The 18,521-nt window shown below is 37.0% G+C and carries 12 protein-coding genes; 1 reads left to right on the top strand and 11 read right to left on the bottom strand.

Annotation, left to right across the window (positions count from 1 at the left end):
• Positions 1-123: 123 nt before the first annotated feature.
• The 6 genes from J2Y60_RS02290 to J2Y60_RS02265 form a co-directional block, all read right to left on the bottom strand.
• Entirely contained in the window at positions 124-1,614 is a 1,491-nt protein-coding gene (locus J2Y60_RS02290) for a c-type cytochrome domain-containing protein (protein WP_309912156.1), read from the bottom strand.
• A gap of 233 nt (positions 1,615-1,847) precedes the next feature.
• Positions 1,848-2,921, bottom strand: a complete 1,074-nt coding sequence (locus tag J2Y60_RS02285) for a twin-arginine translocation signal domain-containing protein (protein WP_309912158.1) — start codon at positions 2,919-2,921, stop codon at positions 1,848-1,850.
• A 3-nt stretch (positions 2,922-2,924) separates the two neighbouring features.
• Positions 2,925-3,293: a glyoxalase superfamily protein gene (locus J2Y60_RS02280; RefSeq protein ID WP_309912159.1), complete on the bottom strand. Its 369-nt coding sequence runs from the start codon at positions 3,291-3,293 to the stop codon at positions 2,925-2,927.
• Position 3,294: 1 nt separating this feature from the next.
• Positions 3,295-4,617: an alpha-L-fucosidase gene (locus J2Y60_RS02275; RefSeq protein ID WP_309912162.1), complete on the bottom strand. Its 1,323-nt coding sequence runs from the start codon at positions 4,615-4,617 to the stop codon at positions 3,295-3,297.
• A gap of 76 nt (positions 4,618-4,693) precedes the next feature.
• Positions 4,694-6,175, bottom strand: a complete 1,482-nt coding sequence (locus J2Y60_RS02270; RefSeq protein WP_309912164.1) for a DUF1501 domain-containing protein — start codon at positions 6,173-6,175, stop codon at positions 4,694-4,696.
• Positions 6,176-6,473: 298 nt separating this feature from the next.
• Positions 6,474-9,260, bottom strand: a complete 2,787-nt coding sequence (locus tag J2Y60_RS02265; protein WP_309912166.1) for a DUF1553 domain-containing protein — start codon at positions 9,258-9,260, stop codon at positions 6,474-6,476.
• A gap of 362 nt (positions 9,261-9,622) precedes the next feature.
• Here J2Y60_RS02265 and J2Y60_RS02260 point away from each other — a divergent pair, with 362 nt between their 5' ends.
• Entirely contained in the window at positions 9,623-10,507 is an 885-nt protein-coding gene (locus J2Y60_RS02260) for an AraC family transcriptional regulator (RefSeq protein ID WP_309912167.1), read from the top strand.
• A 79-nt stretch (positions 10,508-10,586) separates the two neighbouring features.
• On the opposite strand, the gene J2Y60_RS02255 is transcribed toward J2Y60_RS02260, so the two are convergent.
• From J2Y60_RS02255 to J2Y60_RS02235, 5 genes are all read right to left on the bottom strand, one after another.
• On the bottom strand, positions 10,587-13,178 hold the full coding sequence (locus J2Y60_RS02255) for a TonB-dependent receptor domain-containing protein (protein WP_309912170.1): 2,592 nt from the start codon (positions 13,176-13,178) through the stop codon (positions 10,587-10,589).
• Positions 13,179-13,548: 370 nt separating this feature from the next.
• Positions 13,549-14,544, bottom strand: a complete 996-nt coding sequence (locus J2Y60_RS02250; RefSeq protein ID WP_309912172.1) for a YpdA family putative bacillithiol disulfide reductase — start codon at positions 14,542-14,544, stop codon at positions 13,549-13,551.
• A gap of 212 nt (positions 14,545-14,756) precedes the next feature.
• Entirely contained in the window at positions 14,757-15,473 is a 717-nt protein-coding gene (locus tag J2Y60_RS02245) for a head GIN domain-containing protein (protein WP_309912174.1), read from the bottom strand.
• 106 nt (positions 15,474-15,579) lie between these two features.
• Positions 15,580-18,015, bottom strand: coding sequence for a PspC domain-containing protein (locus J2Y60_RS02240; RefSeq protein ID WP_309912176.1), 2,436 nt, complete (start codon positions 18,013-18,015; stop codon positions 15,580-15,582).
• Between the two features lie 73 nt (positions 18,016-18,088).
• Positions 18,089-18,457, bottom strand: a complete 369-nt coding sequence (locus J2Y60_RS02235) for a PadR family transcriptional regulator (protein ID WP_309912178.1) — start codon at positions 18,455-18,457, stop codon at positions 18,089-18,091.
• Positions 18,458-18,521: the final 64 nt, after the last annotated feature.

Below are 18,521 nucleotides of genomic sequence, written 5' to 3'. Positions count from 1 at the left end.
TTGCTATGTTAGGAGGATTTTACATAACAATATTCCCAAAATTTGGTAAGTAGAACAATGTGTTAAATACGGTAAAGTGTACCGTATTTAACCCGTATTTATACATGTAGCTTTTGCTTAATCTTATTTAGCTGCCACCTTCTGTGTAATTACTTTGTTGGTATCATTAGTAGGTATTTTATCTTCCCACCCAATATTTACCTCAACATTCGGCAATGCTTTTTGTAAGGCTAATACGCCTTGCTTAGTAACTTTAGTTTGCCAACAATATACTTTTTTTAGGCTTTTCAATTTTGCCAATTCTTTGATGCCTACATCGCTTATTTGGGTATCAAATAAATTGATGTATTCCAGAAACTCCAAATCCTTTAGTTGGGCTAACCCAACATCAGTAATGGCTGTATGTTCTAAATGTAAACGCGTTAAATGTTTTAATTTAGAAATTTCAGCCAAGGATTTATCTGTAATCTTTGTACTACCCAACTTTAACCATATAATTTGGTCAGATAGATTGGTCAAAAGATTTATTTTTGAATCATCAAAAGTACGCGCATTCACAAAGTTGACATCTAAAAAGTGCTGTTCTTTTGATACAGACATCACCACAACATTCATTGATGTTAGTTTCTGAATATCACTTTCAGCAGCGGCTGATACTTTTTCGTTAAATACAGGTGAAATACTTTCTCCTCCACTAGTATTATTGGTTTCCCCTCCGCTACTCAAAGATGCCAAGAATGGTTTTACTTTTTCGTCTGGTTTTAGTTGTGCTACTTTCTTATCAAAGCCTGCTCCGTTTTGAATCCACCAATGCAAAAGCGAGATTTCTTGTTCGCTCAAAGGTGTTTTCCCTTTCGGTGGCATGTGGTGTTCGTCTTCTTCGGGCAATAACAAACGTTTGATTAATTCGCTGTTGGCCGCATCATTTGCTTTGATGATTGCCCCATTTTCTCCACCTTTTATCAAAAGTTCCTGAGTATCCATTCTCAATCCTCCTTTGATTTTATTGGCATTATGGCAAGACCAACATTTTTGTTCCATCACTGGGGCAACAATATCTTGATAGACCAATGCTTCATTGATATTTTCAATTTTCTTTCTAACTCCTGTTCCTCCTTTGGTTCTCGGTGGCAATCCTGCCATCGAACGAAAAGGCTCGGGCGTATAAGCGTATAGATAGTCTTCGCCATGCGTCATATTCCCCCCTAAATGTCCTGTTCCTGTTAATAAAATCACGATTAAATAAACAGCAGGCATATAGGCTTTCTTCATGGTTGGGTCTTGTTGCCAATTCACTTTCATGTACCAAGCCGCTAACGCAACTAATGCTACACCAATACCCATCCACTGGTGAAGGAATAATGTTTCTTCATTGTATTCACCAGAAGTAGAAAGTAAGTAACCAAAAATACAAGATATAACTGCCGTAATCATACCCCAAAACAAAATGGGTGCAATAGCAGGCTGTAGAGATTCGAGTCCTTTTTTACGAGAAATAAGTTCTAATATGGCAGCAATCATCAGCATTCCGATAGGTAGGTGAACTACTACAGGATGAAAATGTCCAAAAAACATTGCCCAATCAGAAGGAACATTCGTTTGTAATAAAATCATTGTTTATTGTTTTGAGCTTTTAGCAATCAGATTTGAGCAATGAGCTGTGAGTTCTTGGTCACTCATGGCATGACTTCCAATTACTTAGCAAGTATGATAAAGCTAGCAAAGTCATGCCATGAGTCTTTTTTATGTTAAGCTAAATCATCTATCATGACTAGCGAGAGAATTAATTCTCTCGCTAGTCATGATAGATGATTTTTATAATTATAGCGTCAATAAACTCATTACTCCTACGCAATTCTTTCTAATTTAACTGGATACGTTTTTTTAGAATTCCATTGAGGGACATAAACGTTTTCGTCAGAATCTACATATACATCATGCGGATGCATGAATACTTGATTAGGGTCATCTTTGTACTGACGTTGTAGTTTACCGTCTTTGTAAGTAGGCTCTGAACCACCCGGTGTTGACACTACTTTCATATCTTTATCCAATACTTGTATGTAACCAGAATTATTCCAAGACCCATCTGTACTTCTGAAAGCGGCAGCAAAAATATGATCGCCACGTAATACTGGGCGACACACAAAAGTACCCGGCAAATGATAAACAGTTAAGAATTTTCCATCTAATGTAAAACGTTTCAAACAGTTATGCACACGGTCGGTAACTAGTAACGTAGGATTCTTTTTATCACGAGTATCTACTAAAATACCGTGGCAGGTATCAAATTTCTCGTCGGTATATTCCTTAGAATACCCACCAAAATGACGGATATATCTTCCTTTTATATCGTATTGCGTAATGTATTGCGAGCCGTACCCATCCGCCACATAAATATCACCATTGGCAGGATTAACGGCTGTTTCGGTAGGCACAAAACGATTCGGTGATTCATAAACGCCTGTTTCTTTGGGATATTCAAGCTTCATTACTTCACGCCCTTTCAAATCCGTTTTAATTACTTGGTGACGAGCATTATCGCAAATAAACAAAAACTGTTCTCCGCCTTCATTTGCAATGGTTAAACCGTGTGCACCTGGATAGGTAGTTCCCCAAGCATCTAATAACTTCCCTGATTTATCATAAATCAAGATATTATTTCTGGTTTCATTGGTACACATAATCAAACGTCCTTTGGCATCTTCCACCATTTCGTGACAATCGTTCACAGGATTTTTGTCAGCATCCAATACGCCCCATCCTGCTATTACTTTGTACTTGTGTGAATTGTGTCCAATCACAACGTTTTCTATGTTCTTTTGAATCTTATTCGCCGAAACTGAATTTGCTATTAAGCCAGAACCCACAGCTAAGCTACTGGTTTTAAGAAAGTTTCGTCTTGATTGATGCTCGTTCATTGATTATGCTTTTTTATATTCGTTAAATAGTAATCGGTTTCCAAAAGGGTCTGTTAAACTCATGATACTTGCCGCCCAAAAGGCTTCTTCTATGGATGGGCGATAATATTTATAAGGTCTGGTTTGTAATTCGTTGAAGAAACTTTCTAAATCAGAACAGTCAATAAAAACTTTTCCTCCCGGAGTGCAGTCTCCGTAATGTTCGGTAAGATGAAAAGTCAATTCCCCTCTTGAAATCTGGATATAATAAGGCGTATTTTCTTCAAACTGATGTACCCAGTCTTCTTGAAAACCGAGCCAATCAATATAGAATTCTCGGGCTTTATTGACATCAAAGATTCTCAACAAAGGAATTGTCTTTTCTATTTTCATGTTATTTTTCTAATTCAATGACGTTATCTAACTCGCTTTTATCTAAAGATGCAATATCAAATACAAAATAGTTATTATCTAATTTTTGAAACTTAATAGGAGTACCATTTTTAAACAACTTCGCACTTTTGAACGCTTGAGGAACTTTCAACATAAACTTATCGTCATTGTATTTCAATAAATGAAGATAGATTTTGTTCCCTTTTTCAGTAACAGCTCCCCATTCCTGCGGACGAATAAAGCCACCTTTAGAGCCATAAATGGTTTCTCCATAAACTTTAGTCCACTCTCCTACTTTCGCCAAACGTTCTACAAATTCTGGCTGGATTTCCCCATTTGGCATTGGCCCAACATTTAATAAAAAGTTAGCTCCATAACCAGCAGCACGTACCAAATAATCTACCAATTGCTTAGGTGTTTTATAGTGGTCATCTTTGATATTATATCCCCATGCACCATTCAAGGTCTCACATGTTTCCAATGGCAATGCTGAAATATCTTGTCCGCTCAATCCTCCTTTGTTTTCACCCGGTAAGTCACGCTCAAACATTTGGAAGTCTTCACCTGGGAGTGGACTCAAATGGTGATTATTCCCAATCAAACATTGTGGTTGAAGTTTATGAATCAAGCCATAAATCTCATCATATTTCCAGTCAATTTTTGATTGCAAGGTTTTGTCATGGTCATTATCTAGCTGATCCCAGTGTCCATCAAACCAAATAGCCGATACTTCCCCATACTTTGTCAATAACTCTGTCAATTGACTTTTCATAAAAGCTAAATAACTGGCATAATTACTCTTTTTAGTACGGCCAGTTCCTTTTCCAGTTTTCCCTGTTTCATAAGGATAGTCATCACGGTACCAGTCTAACAAAGAATAATAAAAACAGATTTTAATCCCTTGTTTATGACATTCGTCTGCTAATTCCTTGACAATATCACGCTTGTAAGGCGTATTCATGATATTCCAGCTTGACTGCTTCGTATCGAAATTACTAAAGCCATCATGGTGGCGAGTAATCAAGGTAATATATTTCATCCCTGCACCTTTGGCAATATCTACCCATGTTTTGGCATTAAAATCAACAGGATTGAAGGCTCTTTGCAGTTTGGTATAATCCTTCACAGGAATATTTTTTATTTGCATTACCCACTCTCCATCACCCAAAACACTGGATAAACCCCAGTGAATAAACATCCCAAAGCGTGCTTTTTCAAATTCTTCACGTGCTTTAATATTTTCGGGACTTGGCGTATAACCCGTTTGGGCAAATGTTGACAAACTTGTTAATAAAGCCAATAAGGCTATTTGTATCTTTTTCATAATAGTTTAAAATATTTGATTTAAAGGAGTAAGATACAACTGCACAATTATACTCTATTCATGCTATCCTGTTTAATCAGGACAGCACAGGCTTAATCACTTTTCCTGCCGTATCGGTCAATCTAAAGTTTCTTCCTTGAAAAGGATAAGTAAATTCTTCATGATTGAAACCTAAGCAGTGCATAATGGTAGCTTGCAAGTCAAAAACGGAAGTTCTATCCTTCGTACCTACATATCCAAGCGGGTCAGTTTCACCATGAGAATATCCCCCTTTGATGCCTCCGCCTGCCATCCAAACGGTAAAGGCTTCGGTATGATGGTCTCTGCCTTTAAAAGCCGCTGCTTTGCCCTCGCGGTTCTCTTGCATGGGTGTTCTACCAAATTCGGCACCCCACACAATCAAGGTTTCGTCTAATAATCCCCGTTGTTTTAAATCTTGTATCAGTGCCGTAATGGCTTTATCGACGGTAGCACATTTATTGGTTAAGCCATTCACGACATCACTGCTTTCAGAAGCTCCCCCGTGCGAATCCCATCCCCAATCAAATAATTGCACAAACCTTACTCCTTGCTCTACTAATTTTCTGGCTAATAAACAGTTGTTGGCAAAGGATTCTTTTCCCATTTCAGTACCATACATTTCATGAATATAGGCAGGTTCTTTGGAAATATCCATTACCTCAGGCACAGTAGTCTGCATTTTAAAAGCCATTTCATATTGCGAAATTCTAGCTAAGGTCTCAGGGTCATGAAATTCTTGATATGACTCCTTATTGATTTCAGTAATAGCATCAATCGTATTTTTCCTAATGTCGCGATTTACCCCTGATGGGTCAGAAATATATAAAACTGGCTCTCCTTGGTTTCTACATTGTACTCCTTGATAAACAGAAGGCAAAAAGCCACTTCCCCACAAGGCTTTACCCCCGTCAGGATTTTTCCCTCCAGATGTTAACACCATATAGCCCGGCAAATTCTGGTTTTCAGACCCTAACCCATACGTTGCCCATGTACCCGTGCTTGGTCGCCCTAAACGTGCCGAGCCTGTGTGCAAAAGCAATTGTGCGGGGGCATGATTAAACTGGTCGGTGTACATGGCTTTTAAGAAAGAAATATCATCTGCCACGGTTTGTAAATGTGGCATTTTATCCGACATCCATGCTCCGCTTTGTCCTACTTGTTGGAAATTCGCCTGTGGACCCATCATCTGAGGTACACCACGAATAAAGGCAAATTTTTTGCCTTCTAAAAATGATTGAGGACAAAGCTGTCCATCCAATTTCATCAATTCTGGCTTATAGTCGAATAATTCTAATTGCGAAGGAGCGCCCGCCATGTGCAAGTAAATAACAGACTTAGCTTTCCCTGCAAAATGAGGCATTTTAGGCGATAGAGGATTAGCAACATTCGTCATAGCCGAAGGCTGATTGCCTCCACAACTCTGTAGCAAAGAACCCATCGCCATCATTCCTAAACCTGTAGTACATTGTTTTAGAAAATGCCTACGTGTTTCGTGACGGAGCGTTTCAAAAAGAAGTTCTTCTTGTAAGTTTTTCATAATTACGTAATTATTATATTACAAACTTTTCTTTTATCAAATAATGAATTAGACCATTGGAAAATATCTGGAGCTTTAATGTATCTATATCTAAAATTTAATATTCCCTTCTATAAGACCTTACTTTTCTTGCCTTGATGCAAGAAAAGTAACAAAAGAAAATCAAGAAATTCCGAAACTCGCTCCGCTCAAACAGCGGAATTTCATCAAATGCTGACGCCAGATTAAGATAAAATTTCAAGTACTATTACAAAACGATATACTCCACACTCAAAACTCTACATTCCTCGCTTATCAATCATTCTTTCATAATAAACTCATCCAAATTCAACAAGGTGCTTGCTACTAAAGTCTTGGCGGCTAAGTCAGGAATATTTTTTGGTTTGATATTATCATCTGGACAAATATTCAATAGCAACGCTGCCTCATTTTTACTTTTCTGATACGTTATTAGTGTGTTAGTATAAAGCTTTTTCAAGATGGCTAATTTCTTGTCTGTAATGTTTTTACACATCGTTAATCGATAAGTATTCTTGATTTGCTCATCAATTGTTCCCCCGCATGCTTCCATCTTCTTGGCTAGGCTTTTAGCACATTCTAAATAAACGGGGTCATTTAAGGTAACAAGTGCCTGCAAAGGTGTATTGGTTCGGATTCTCCTAGCCAAACAAATATCACGGTTTGCTCCATCAAAAGTTATCATGGATGGATATGGCGTTGAACGGCGCCAGTAGGTATATAAAGCCCGTCGATATTTGTCTTCCTTATCACTTAGTTTCCAAGCCATGTTACTATAGGGCGTATTCCAAATGCCATCTGGCTGATACGGCATAACACTTTTACCATACATTTTATAGCTCAATAAACCACTTACCAACAATGCTTGGTCTCTGATTTGTTCGGCCGACAAACGTACTCTTGGCCCACGAGCCAACAATCGATTCATCGGGTCTTTTTCTAATAAATCTTCATTAGCTTTTGAATCTTGCTGATATGTTGCCGACATGACGATTTCCTTCAACAGCTTTTTAGGTTTCCATTGATATTCATCCATAAATTTTATAGCCAGAAAATCTAATAATGCTGCATTAGTAGGCGTGAAACCTTGTGTACCAAAATCCTCTAGGGTTTCTACCAAGCCCGTTCCAAAAAGTTGCTCCCAAAAACGATTCACCGCCACTCTGGCAGTCAATGGATTTTCGTTACTCCCTAGCCACATGGCTAAACCTAAACGATTTTTACGCGCTCCTTTCGGTAATCTTCCCAAGGCTTCAGGAATATCTGGTTGTACTACTTTCGTTTTTGCTAACCAATTCCCTCGCTCCCAAACATTCGTTTGTCGGGCATATTCAAGAGGGTTATCGAGCATAACGGGCGTGTTTTCAGTATTTGCCCTTATTAATTCCAAAAAGGATTGTTTTTTTTCATTGTACTCTGGCTTTCCTTTGCCCGGAAATTCAGGTAATAAGGTAAAACTTCCAATCACACAAGTACTTTGGTCTGGTTTGACTTTTGCATTCTTGAAAGTCAAGTACCAATCCTGTCGACCGCTCATTTTGGGTAAATCATATAATTGATAGTCCCATGAGTTAGTCCATCCTCCTTTTTGCGTAGTGTCTAATTTTATCGTCGTGAGTACTTTCCCTGTCAATGAGCCTAAGCGAATTTCCATCAACGTTGGGCTTCCTGTTTTGTTTCCATACGCTACCAAAAGCTGTCTTTTGCCCTCCACAGGCAAAGACTTAAACCTTACCGAACCACCATTTCTTACACCTAGATATTTATTATCAGCCAATGCCCCATTAATAAATTGGTCGCCCGCATGCGGATGAATTTTAGGTTCTAGAAAAGTCAAATATTGCGTGATTTCTTTTTCTTGCTGGCTACTGAAATTAGTTTTTAACCACGTTTGTAAACCCTCTAGTTTTGCCTTGTCTTCTGGCTTATTAAATTGCCTTAGATAAGGAGAATCGTCTGGTACATCTTCATCACGAGTATTGTAGAAAAACGCCATTGATTTATAATAGTCTTCATGACGAATAGGGTCATACGGATGCGAGTGGCATTGTACACAAGCAAAGGTTGTAGACTGAAATACCTCCCAAGTAGTGTTTACTCTATCTACCATCGTAGCATTTCTAAACTCTTCATCATCCGTACCACCCTCATCATTATTAACAGTATTCCGATGAAAGGCCGTAGCGATATATTGTTGTTCGCTTGGGTTTTTCAATAAATCACCCGCCAGTTGTTCTTTAATAAACTGCGTGTAAGGCATATCTTGGTTAAATGCCTTGATGACGTAATCTCTGTATTGCCAGATATTCCTACCTTCATCTTTTTCATAGCCTTTTGTATCTGAATACCTAGCCATATCCAGCCACATGCCTGCCCACCGTTCACCAAATTGTGAGGATGCCAGCAGGCTATCTACCATCTTTTCATAGGCATTATCACTATCATCCTTCATAAATTCCTCTATTTGTTTTTCGGTAGGTGGTAAGCCTGTTAAATCCAAACAAAGTCTTCTTAATAATATCGATTTTCCCGCTTTAGTTGAAGGTTTTAAGCCTTCTTGCTCCAATTTATTTTTTACAAAATAGTCAATGTCATTCTTCTCCCATTTATCACCAAACAAACTAAAGAATCCTGCAAAAAAGCCTTTGTTCGGCACTGTAGGCATCTCTGGTTTTACAAAAGCCCAATGCTCGCCCCAATTTGCTCCTTGATTCACCCATTTTGTTAATATTTCTATCTCTTCTTTTTTCAGAGGCTCTTTTTTCAAAGGCATCCTTTCTTCAGGGTCTTTATGCGTAAGTCTGATAATAAATTCTGAATGCTCAGCATCACCTGGGATAATAGCTGGCTTTCCTGATTCGGTTTTTCCCAACGCCTCTTCTCTAAATAGCAAACTGAATCCGCCTTGCTTTTTTACCCCTCCATGACAAGCAATACAATGCTTATTCAAGATGGGTTTTACTTGCGTACTATAATCTACCTCATTGCCTGTTTTATTCAGGGAATACAGCGAATATCCCCAAATAATGACAATAGAACCGATAAAGATTAATTTACTAATATTCATATTTTTACGAATCTTACAATGTAGTGACTCTTATTTATCAAAACAGTTCACAGTAAAAAACCCTATCTATATGCTAAATACTTTTGAATGAGTTTTTTCCCGTTTAATTGTAAACTATTATTTTAAATCAATGGCAGTTTATAAGCTTGCCCTATAAAGATGGATAATGTACTGGAAAATATCATCTATGTTGATGAAAAAGCGAAAAACAAAAACAGTATGTACCAAGTATCCTTATCCTTAATTACGATTGATATTTTGAAATAATCTAATATTTAATTGCAAACTTACCTGTTTAAAGCCTACATTTACATGACTCTTTTTATGAAAAACATAGATAATATTATTATATATATACTTCAATGACTACAAGAGAAGAAGGCTTTTTAGGACAACGGACATACATTATGCCTCATGAGTTATTGTCAAGAGTTATTAAGCACCCATTAGTCGAAACCTTATATATTACTGACATTGGGTATTATCTCAAAGCAAATAACCATGCTTGCGAACGTAAAAATGGTTGTGGACAGCATATTCTAATATATTGTTTAGAGGGCGAAGGCTGGTATATGGTAGATAACCAAAAGTATTTTGTCAATCAAGACCACTTTTTTATTATTCCTGCTAATATTCCACATAGCTATGGTGCCAATATTGATAATCCATGGACAATCTATTGGGTACATTTCGTTGGTACACTATCGGCACATTATATAAACTTCTTATTTGAAAACACTAAAAATTATTCGCCTGTAGCATTGCTTCCCAACAATCAGCGTTTAGTGATGTTTGATGATATTATTTCGCATATCGAAATGTCATTCAATGATGATAACATCGTTTATGCAAACGCTCAATTCGCCCATTTTCTAACTACTTTCAAAGCTTCTGTTTTTAACCCCAATCCTCAACACACTACAGAAACTGACCCTATCAGTAAGGTAATTGCTTATATGAAAAAACACCTGACTGAAACACTCACGTTGGAACAATTGGCAGATGTAGCAGGAATGTCTGCATCGCATTTCTCAGCAGTTTTTCGACAGAAAGTACAAAGTTCCCCAATCAACTTTTTCACTTTTCTCAAAGTACAACAAGCCTGTAGCTTATTAGAACATAGCAAATTAAGAGTAAAGGAAATTGCTTACACCATTGGTTATAATGACCCTTATCATTTTAGTAGAATATTTACGACAGTGATGGGTATTTCACCTCGTGAATTCCGTAAAAAAATAAAAGAATAGGTTGACTTATAAAGTAATCAGCATAAAAAAAGCGACTCTGATTGCTCAAAGTCGCTTTTTTTCTTAGGAAATGTTATGGTTATCTTGGACGACCACCACCGCCACCAGTAGTTGCTGGAGCTGCTTGTTGTTGCTGACCGCCGCCGTTTCCGCCACCGTCGCCACCATCTTTCAAGTCATCGTTATTAACAGATTTCTTTCTCTTTTTAGGTGCATCAAAAGACATCTTACCAATACGGTAACTGAAGTTAATTTTAAAGTTCATGTTACGTAAAGTAGTAGTACTTTGCTGAGAAATCGTCGAAGATTCTATGTTATTATTAATCTTGAAACCATTAGGTGTAAAGAAGTTTTCAGCTCCAAAACCGATACTTCCTTTTTTGTTTGCCAAGTCTTTCTTAATACTTAAACTGTAAATTCCGAAACCTCCTTGGCTACCTTGTAATTGTACTTGATTACCACGATAGAATGAGAACGCCTGAAAGCCCCAGCCTTTAGAAAGGTTATAACTACCAAACATTCTAAAGCTTGCTACCCATCCTTGGTTTTTAGCATTCAAAAGTGGGTCAGGGTTGTTGTTATTCAAAACAGCATAATAAATATCTGTTCCTCCGCCTAATTGGAATTTGTTAGAGATATTCACACTTCCAAACAAGTTCATTCCATAAGCATCTTCATTACCAATGTTACGGTAAGAAGTTAAAAGGAATGGTCTGCCTTGGGCATCTACTTCATTTGTACGAATACTTTGGATAGAACCTGTAGTATTACGCATAAACAATGCTGTTGTCAAGAACGTATTTTTAAAGAATGTATTTATCGTAAATTCATAGTTGTTGGTGAATTCAGGCGATAAGTTTGGATTACCTTCTGTAACGTTTGAAGGGTTTGAAGCATTACGATTCGGGTTTAAGAACTGTAATGATGGTCTTTGAATACGACGGTTATAAGCCAATTTCAAAGTAGTTCCCCCTTTCAAGCTTTTTGATACGTTGAAACTTGGCACCAATGTTCCGTAGCTTGGAATATCAATATTATTCTTTGCTCCACCTTCCGTTGTTTGAATCGCATTGATGTCAGTATGTTCATAACGTACACCACCTTTGAAGCTATATTTTTGCTTAGTTGTTAAGGTATAAGAAAAATAAGATGCTGCAATGTTTTGGTCGTAATCTAATGCTCCATTATTTCCAACTTGAGTAAACGTACTATTTACTTTTCTGAAAATTCCTTTTCCACCAAATTCAATCATTTGTGTTTTACCAATTGGTGATTGATAATCTGCTTGAAGTGTAGTTTCTTGGTTATAACTTGGGTTGATATTCGAAATACGGTTTCTACCTAATTGCACTAAAGAGTCAGATAAACCATAAATAATGTTCGTGAAATTATTTTTACGATCATTACGACTATACTGTGCTGACAAACTTAACTCTTGCTGAGGCTTTTTGAACGTATGCGTATAGTCAACGTTTAAATCTATCGTTCCAGAATTATCTTTCGTTTCTACATCACGTACTGTTGTTGTATTACTTCCGTTTGTTCTGATAATGTTTGTAGATAATGCATCTTGAAAAGTATTCTGATTTCTTGCACCATAACGAGCAGAAGCAGTGATTGAGTTAGACTTATTAATATCCCAGTCCCATCCAAATTGATAAGAACCAAACAAACCATCATTTCTAGTTGATGCACTTTGTTTCGTAATTGTTCCATCAGATTTAGCTAGCTGTGTATTAACAAACTCACCATTTACATTATAGTTAGCACGGCCAAAACCACCTAACGAGAAACCCATGTTTCCTTTTCTATAGTTTCCGTTCAATGACATGTTAGCACCACGAATACCTACACTGCTATCCAAGTTTAGGGTTAAACCTTGTAGAGTATTCTTTTTAGTGATGATGTTGATAATCCCTGATGACCCTTCAGCATCGTACTTAGCAGAAGGCGAAGTAATTACTTCAACAGACTTAATCATGTTTGATGGAATTTGTTTCAAGGCATCTGCAATACTACTAGCTACAATTGTTGAAGGTTTATTATTAATCAACACCTTTACGTTTTGGCTACCACGAAGTGTAACGTTACCATCCAAATCTACTGATAACGAAGGTACTTTTCTTAATACATCTGTTGCGTCACCACCTTTGTTAGTTGCATCTTTTTCAGCATTGTAAACCATTCTGTCAACTTTGTCTTCAATCAAAGAACGCTGACCTTCTACGGTTACTTCTTGTAAAACTTGACTTGTTTGGTTTAATTTAATCACACCTAAATCAATGTCATCGTTTTTGTTCACAATTTTCACATCAATTCTTTTTGAGTGATAACCCAAAAATGAAATAGCCAATACGTAATCACCAGTAGCTACTTTTGCTAACGTAAATTTACCTTTATCATCACACACTGTTCCATCAACAGGTTTGTTAGTTGCTTTCGCTAATAATGCCACACTCGCAAATTCAACAGCTTTAGTCGCTGATGAGTCGATTACATAACCTGTAATTTTTGCTGACCCTTTTGGCGCAGCTTGAGCCGTTCCCGGAATAGCAGTAGCTTCTTTGGGACGTCCACCACCCATTCCGCCCATTCCCCCTACTGGAAACTGTGCAAAAAGGTTGGTGCATATAAGGCTAAATAACGTTAAGGATAATAATATTTTTTTCATAAATATATTTTTAAAATGTTCGCTCTTTTCTTTAATCAGAAGCAAAGTTGGAGTAAATAATTTGTTGTAAGAATTAAAAAAGTACAAATGGATTGAATTTGAGATAAGTGGGAAACCCACAAAATTTATCGATTAGACACTCTTAGAACACAAAAATTGCACTGTCTTCTCTTAGATTTAGACAATTTTCGACCAAATACAGAAGTGTGTCGGTGAATGACAATTTTTTATGGACTCAATTTAAAGAAGCTAGAAAAGGCTGATACACAATACCTTTTCCAGGCAATGAGCATGAAATTTATTGCTGATTTAACCTATTTTCTCACCTTGTTTATAGGTGTATTCGGGAGAAAGCAATTATAAACAGTCATTAGTAGTTAGTGTTATGAATAACCTTACCTGTTATCTTCTGTAGAATTTTGGTCGCATGAATCCTTGAATTTTCAATAAATAAGGAATGCGTATTCATTCCTCCGCAAATTACCCCTGCTAGATATATATTGGGTAAATTTGTTTCCTGTGTGTCGTCATTATACGTAGGTTTTAGGATTTCATCATTTGATAACGTAATTCCTATTTTCCGTAAAAAATCTAAGTTAGGTTGATAACCCGTCATCGCAATGACATAATCGTTTTCAATCGTAATAATTCCTTCGGGCGTTTGGATATCTATTTCATGTGGACGAATACTGGCAACCTCTGAATTGAAATAGGCTTTGATAGAACCTTCCTTGATTCTGTTTTCAATATCTGGTTTAGCCCAATACTTTACCCTGTTTCCTATTTCGTCCTGTCTGATAACCATTGTTACGCTTGCTCCTTTTCGCCAAGTTTCTAAGGCTGCATCAACCGCAGAATTATTGGCACCAACTACTACTACATTTTGTAAAGCATAAAAATGCGGTTCTTCGTAATAGTGTGTTACTTTTGGTAAGTCTTCACCAGCAACATTCATCAAATATGGAATATCATAAAAACCTGTGGCAATAATAATATGCTGTGCTTGATATTCGCTTTTAGTAGTTTTAATGGTATAAATAATATCTTCTTTTTCGTCCGACTTGTCGATTTGCTCAACACCTTCGAAAAGTTTTATATGCAACTTTCGGTGAATAGCTACCCTGCGATAATATTCTAAGGCTTCAGAACGAGTTGGTTTAGCATTATTTGAAACAAAAGGGACATCACCAATTTCAAGTCTGTCCGAAGTACTAAAAAAGGTCATGTTTGAAGGGTAATTGTAAAGCGAATTTACCAGACATCCTTTTTCTAAAATCACATAGCTTAATCCAGCTGTTTGGGCTTCTAATCCACAAGCCAAACCGATAGGTCCTCCACCAATAATAACCAAGTCGTAATGTTGCATATAAGTAATAATTGTGAATTGCGAGTGGTGAGTCTTCCGTCAATGCGATTCTGACAGCTGCATCTTAACTCACTCAACAACATCATTTATTTTAATAGACACTTATCATCTTTTAATAGAACAAGTTTCTCTGTCTTTCTAACACACAAAACCCCGCAAGAGTTCTGCAACACTTGCGGGGTTTAAGCATTTAGCATTTATTCATGCTATATTTACTCTCCACTCTTTACTGATGAAGCACCAGACACATCAGATCTTACTGATGGCTGTCCTTTGTATCTTACGGATGAAGCACCACTTGCTTCTACATTCAATGTTTTACTAGCGTTTACTCTAGCAGAACTTGCACCAGAAACTTCAGCATCTACATCTCTTGCTACAAAGTTGTATGAATCTACATTACTTGCACCAGAAAGGTCAAAGTTAAGTTTAGAGGTTTTACCGTTTAATTTTACCCTAGATGCTCCAGAGCAATCTAAATTCACTTTGTCGGCATTGATACTAATTTCAGTATTGGCAGCGCCTGAAAATTTCAACGTCACATCTTCTAAATCATTGAAACCTGAGATTTTAGATCTAGTAGCACCCGAGAAATCTACTTGTTTTAGGTTGGGCATAACAATCGTAAAAGATACTTTCTTACGGTTATTATTCCATTTCCAACCACCATTTGAATTACGGTATTTGGCTATAAGCGTTGTGCCACTTACCTTAACTTCCAAATCTTCAATGTCTTCAGTACGTTCAGCATCCACTAATACTTTGTAGGCATTGCCATACTTTACATCAATGATAAAAGCACTTGACATATCTAATTTATCAAAACCTTTCAAAGAAAACTCTTTGGTATTCTGAGCAAACATTACGTTGGCAATTCCTAATAAAAAACTCAATAATAAAGTGTTACGAAAGTAGGTTTTAGTATTCATGTCTTTGTTGTTTTTATTTTTTATTAAGATGCAATGTATGCTACAAAGGTTGCACACTTGTTCTTTTTTTTATAAAAGGTTTAGTATTATGATAAAACGGCTATTATTAGTCTTGTTCTTTTTCTATAGAACCGCCCTCTTGTACTGAACGATTCACTGAAGGTTCGCCACGATAACGAATAGAACCGAAGCCTACAGTTTTGGCATCTAGTTTTTCACGAACATTGATTTCTGCTGAAGCTGTGCCTTTTACTTCTAAAGTGGCACTGACAACATCCAAATCGAACGATTCTAATTTTGATTCATTGTCTAGTTTAGCTTTCAATTTGTTGTAATTTCCGCTAACCTTTAGTTTAACGCCATTGGCAAGGTCAACCAAAAGTTCTTCTCCGTCAAAATTCTTTATTTTACTAGTTCCCACACCACCTTTAATAGCAAAGCCTTTTAATCTTGGCATACTAATATGAATATCATAAATATCACTTGGCTTTTGTCCGTCTTTGGCTTCAATAATCAATGTACCGTCAGACACCGTATACTTCAATTTTTCAAGGGCATTTTCCCCAGCGCTACTTACTTCTACACTAAACTCGTCTGCTTGATTTACCAATACATTCGATATACCAGACAGGTTGACTCTTATGTTTTCAAAATCTTTTAATGGCAAAGTCTGAATAGATACGCCCTCAGGAAAACCATATTGCTCATCATCTGAATTATGGTCTGAATTTCTTTTTGGGAAACGATTCTCACAAGTAAGGTCTCCGTCTTTGGTAAACTTCCAGATTGAGCCTTTGAATAAATCTCCTGTACTTTCGTCAAAATATCCACCATCAAAATTGTTATCTACAAAACTTGCAAAGCCACGAGTCATCGAGAATGTTTTTCCATAAGGAATATATACTTTCATTCTGATTCTTTGGTCACGGAAATGAGCATCATCTTTGAATTCAAATCTGTCATCAAATTTCAAAACAGAGTCTTTCTGAACGATATTATACATAACAGACATTGCATTGATTTCTGCATCTTTTTTGTCAGCACCATCTGCTCTGAAAATTTTCTCAATTTTAATGTCAGTACCATCATAGCCAATTAGCTCAACTGAAGGCTCCCAGTCTTGATCCAACCCTGTATAATTAATATCAAAGATAGGTGTTTTCTGATTGAAGTTAAACGTTACGTTTTCTTCAATAGAGGCTGTTTTTGCAAAGTTTTTAGCATATTTTACGCCCGTGTACATTGTACTAAGCAAACCAATCAAAAACACCCCTAGTAAGCTTTGCCAAATGATTGCATTGAAAAGGTTTCGGCGAATGACCAATGAAATACCAGCACAAGCCACTACAAATGCAGGAACTGCCAACGTTAGGAAACCACCTAAAAATAATAATGGAGAAGCATCACGTGCAATCAAACCTACAGGCAAATGGTCACCAATATATACGTTAGCATTTTCCAACGCTGTTAAGCCTACAAAAAGCGAAAAGAAAAGTGCTATGATAAATATTACTCCCGAGAAAGTCATCATCCCTCCCACAAAGATTCTAGCAATGGATGCTAAAAATACTGTAAATGGTCCTAATGCTTTAAATACTTGCGAAATAACACGGAAAGGTAATAACAAGATTCTAGTGAGAGTATCCTCAGGTTTACCTTCTGAATGCAACGTTCTTTTGATATTTGATTCGATGTTTTCAAGCGTAATAGGTTCGCCCGACATTTGCATTTTATCTGTCAAAGACTTCGCTTCTGGTGCTATCGCCCACAGGATTAAATATAATACAACGCCCGAACCAAAAAGGAAAATACTAAGTACAAATACAAAACGAAGCATACCTAAATCCCAACCTGTATAAGAGGCTATACCGCTTACTACGCCCCCCATTACTTTGCCGTCTGGGTTAAGGTAAAACTTACGGATTCTATCGTCTTCTTCCAATGCTGCATTCGCAGGGAAAGCAATCCAACAAGCGATGTATAACACGAATGTTACGCCGCTTAATATGCCTGCTGTAATCGGGCCTATGCCTAGTAAGAAAAATAAAAATGTTAAGCGAATCCAAAGTGGGTCAAAGCCCAAATTATGAGCAAGTCCTGCACAAACGCCACCTAATAGTTTTCTTTTGACATCTCTGTAGAGTTTTCTATCATGTGATGCAAACCTACTATTTTCATAAGTATGTGCTTTACGCTCTTGATATTCCTCTTGTTTTTTCTCTTCTTTAGGTTCTTCTTTTTTCTGTCCACCTACAGCAAAGTCTTCATCTTCTTCGATGGCAGCGAAATCAGACACTGAACCCATTGAGGCAATTAAGCCATCTACGTCTTCAATGGTAATTACTTGAGAATCTTCACTTTTATGTTTAGTCCAAAATTTTTCAGCAATTCTGGCTTCGATGTCTGCAACAATTTCTTTTGAACCTTCATAAGAAGCAAAATATTTCTGAATAGATTTCAGATAGGCATTTAATCGCTCGAAGCCGTCTTCTTCGATATGAAAAACTATGCCTGCAATATTGATTGATATGGTCTTTTTCATGTTTGAATGAATATATGAGTTAATACCCAAATGCTATTATTAGTTTTGTCTGGTTGGCGTTTAGCATATTTTCTTAAACTCCTTCCTGCTCTGATTCTTTGTTATGGTGATGAAAAGAATCATGAATTATTTGATTGACAGATGCTTGTAATTCACTCCAAGTTTCGCCAAACTGAACCAAAAATGTTCTTCCAGTATCTGTTAGGATATAATATTTTCTTGGAGGCCCTGATACCGACTCTACCCATTTGTAATCCAACAATCCCGAGTTTTTTAACCGTGTAAGCAAAGGATAGAGCGTTCCTTCCACAACCATTATTTTGGCAGAAGTTAGCTCCTCAAGCATATCAGAGGCGTAAACTTCTCCTCTGGAAATGATGTGCAGGATACAAAATTCTAAAATTCCTTTCCGCATCTGCACTTTGGCATTTTCTAAATCCATATGTATATGTTCTGTTTATATTGTTGGTCTCAAAGTCTTCAACCCTGAATAATAAGCTATTGAT

The organism is Arcicella sp. BE140 (assembly GCF_031456255.1).
Lineage (GTDB): Bacteria > Bacteroidota > Bacteroidia > Cytophagales > Spirosomataceae > Arcicella > Arcicella aquatica.
This window is presented reverse-complemented; position numbering and strand designations above follow the sequence as displayed.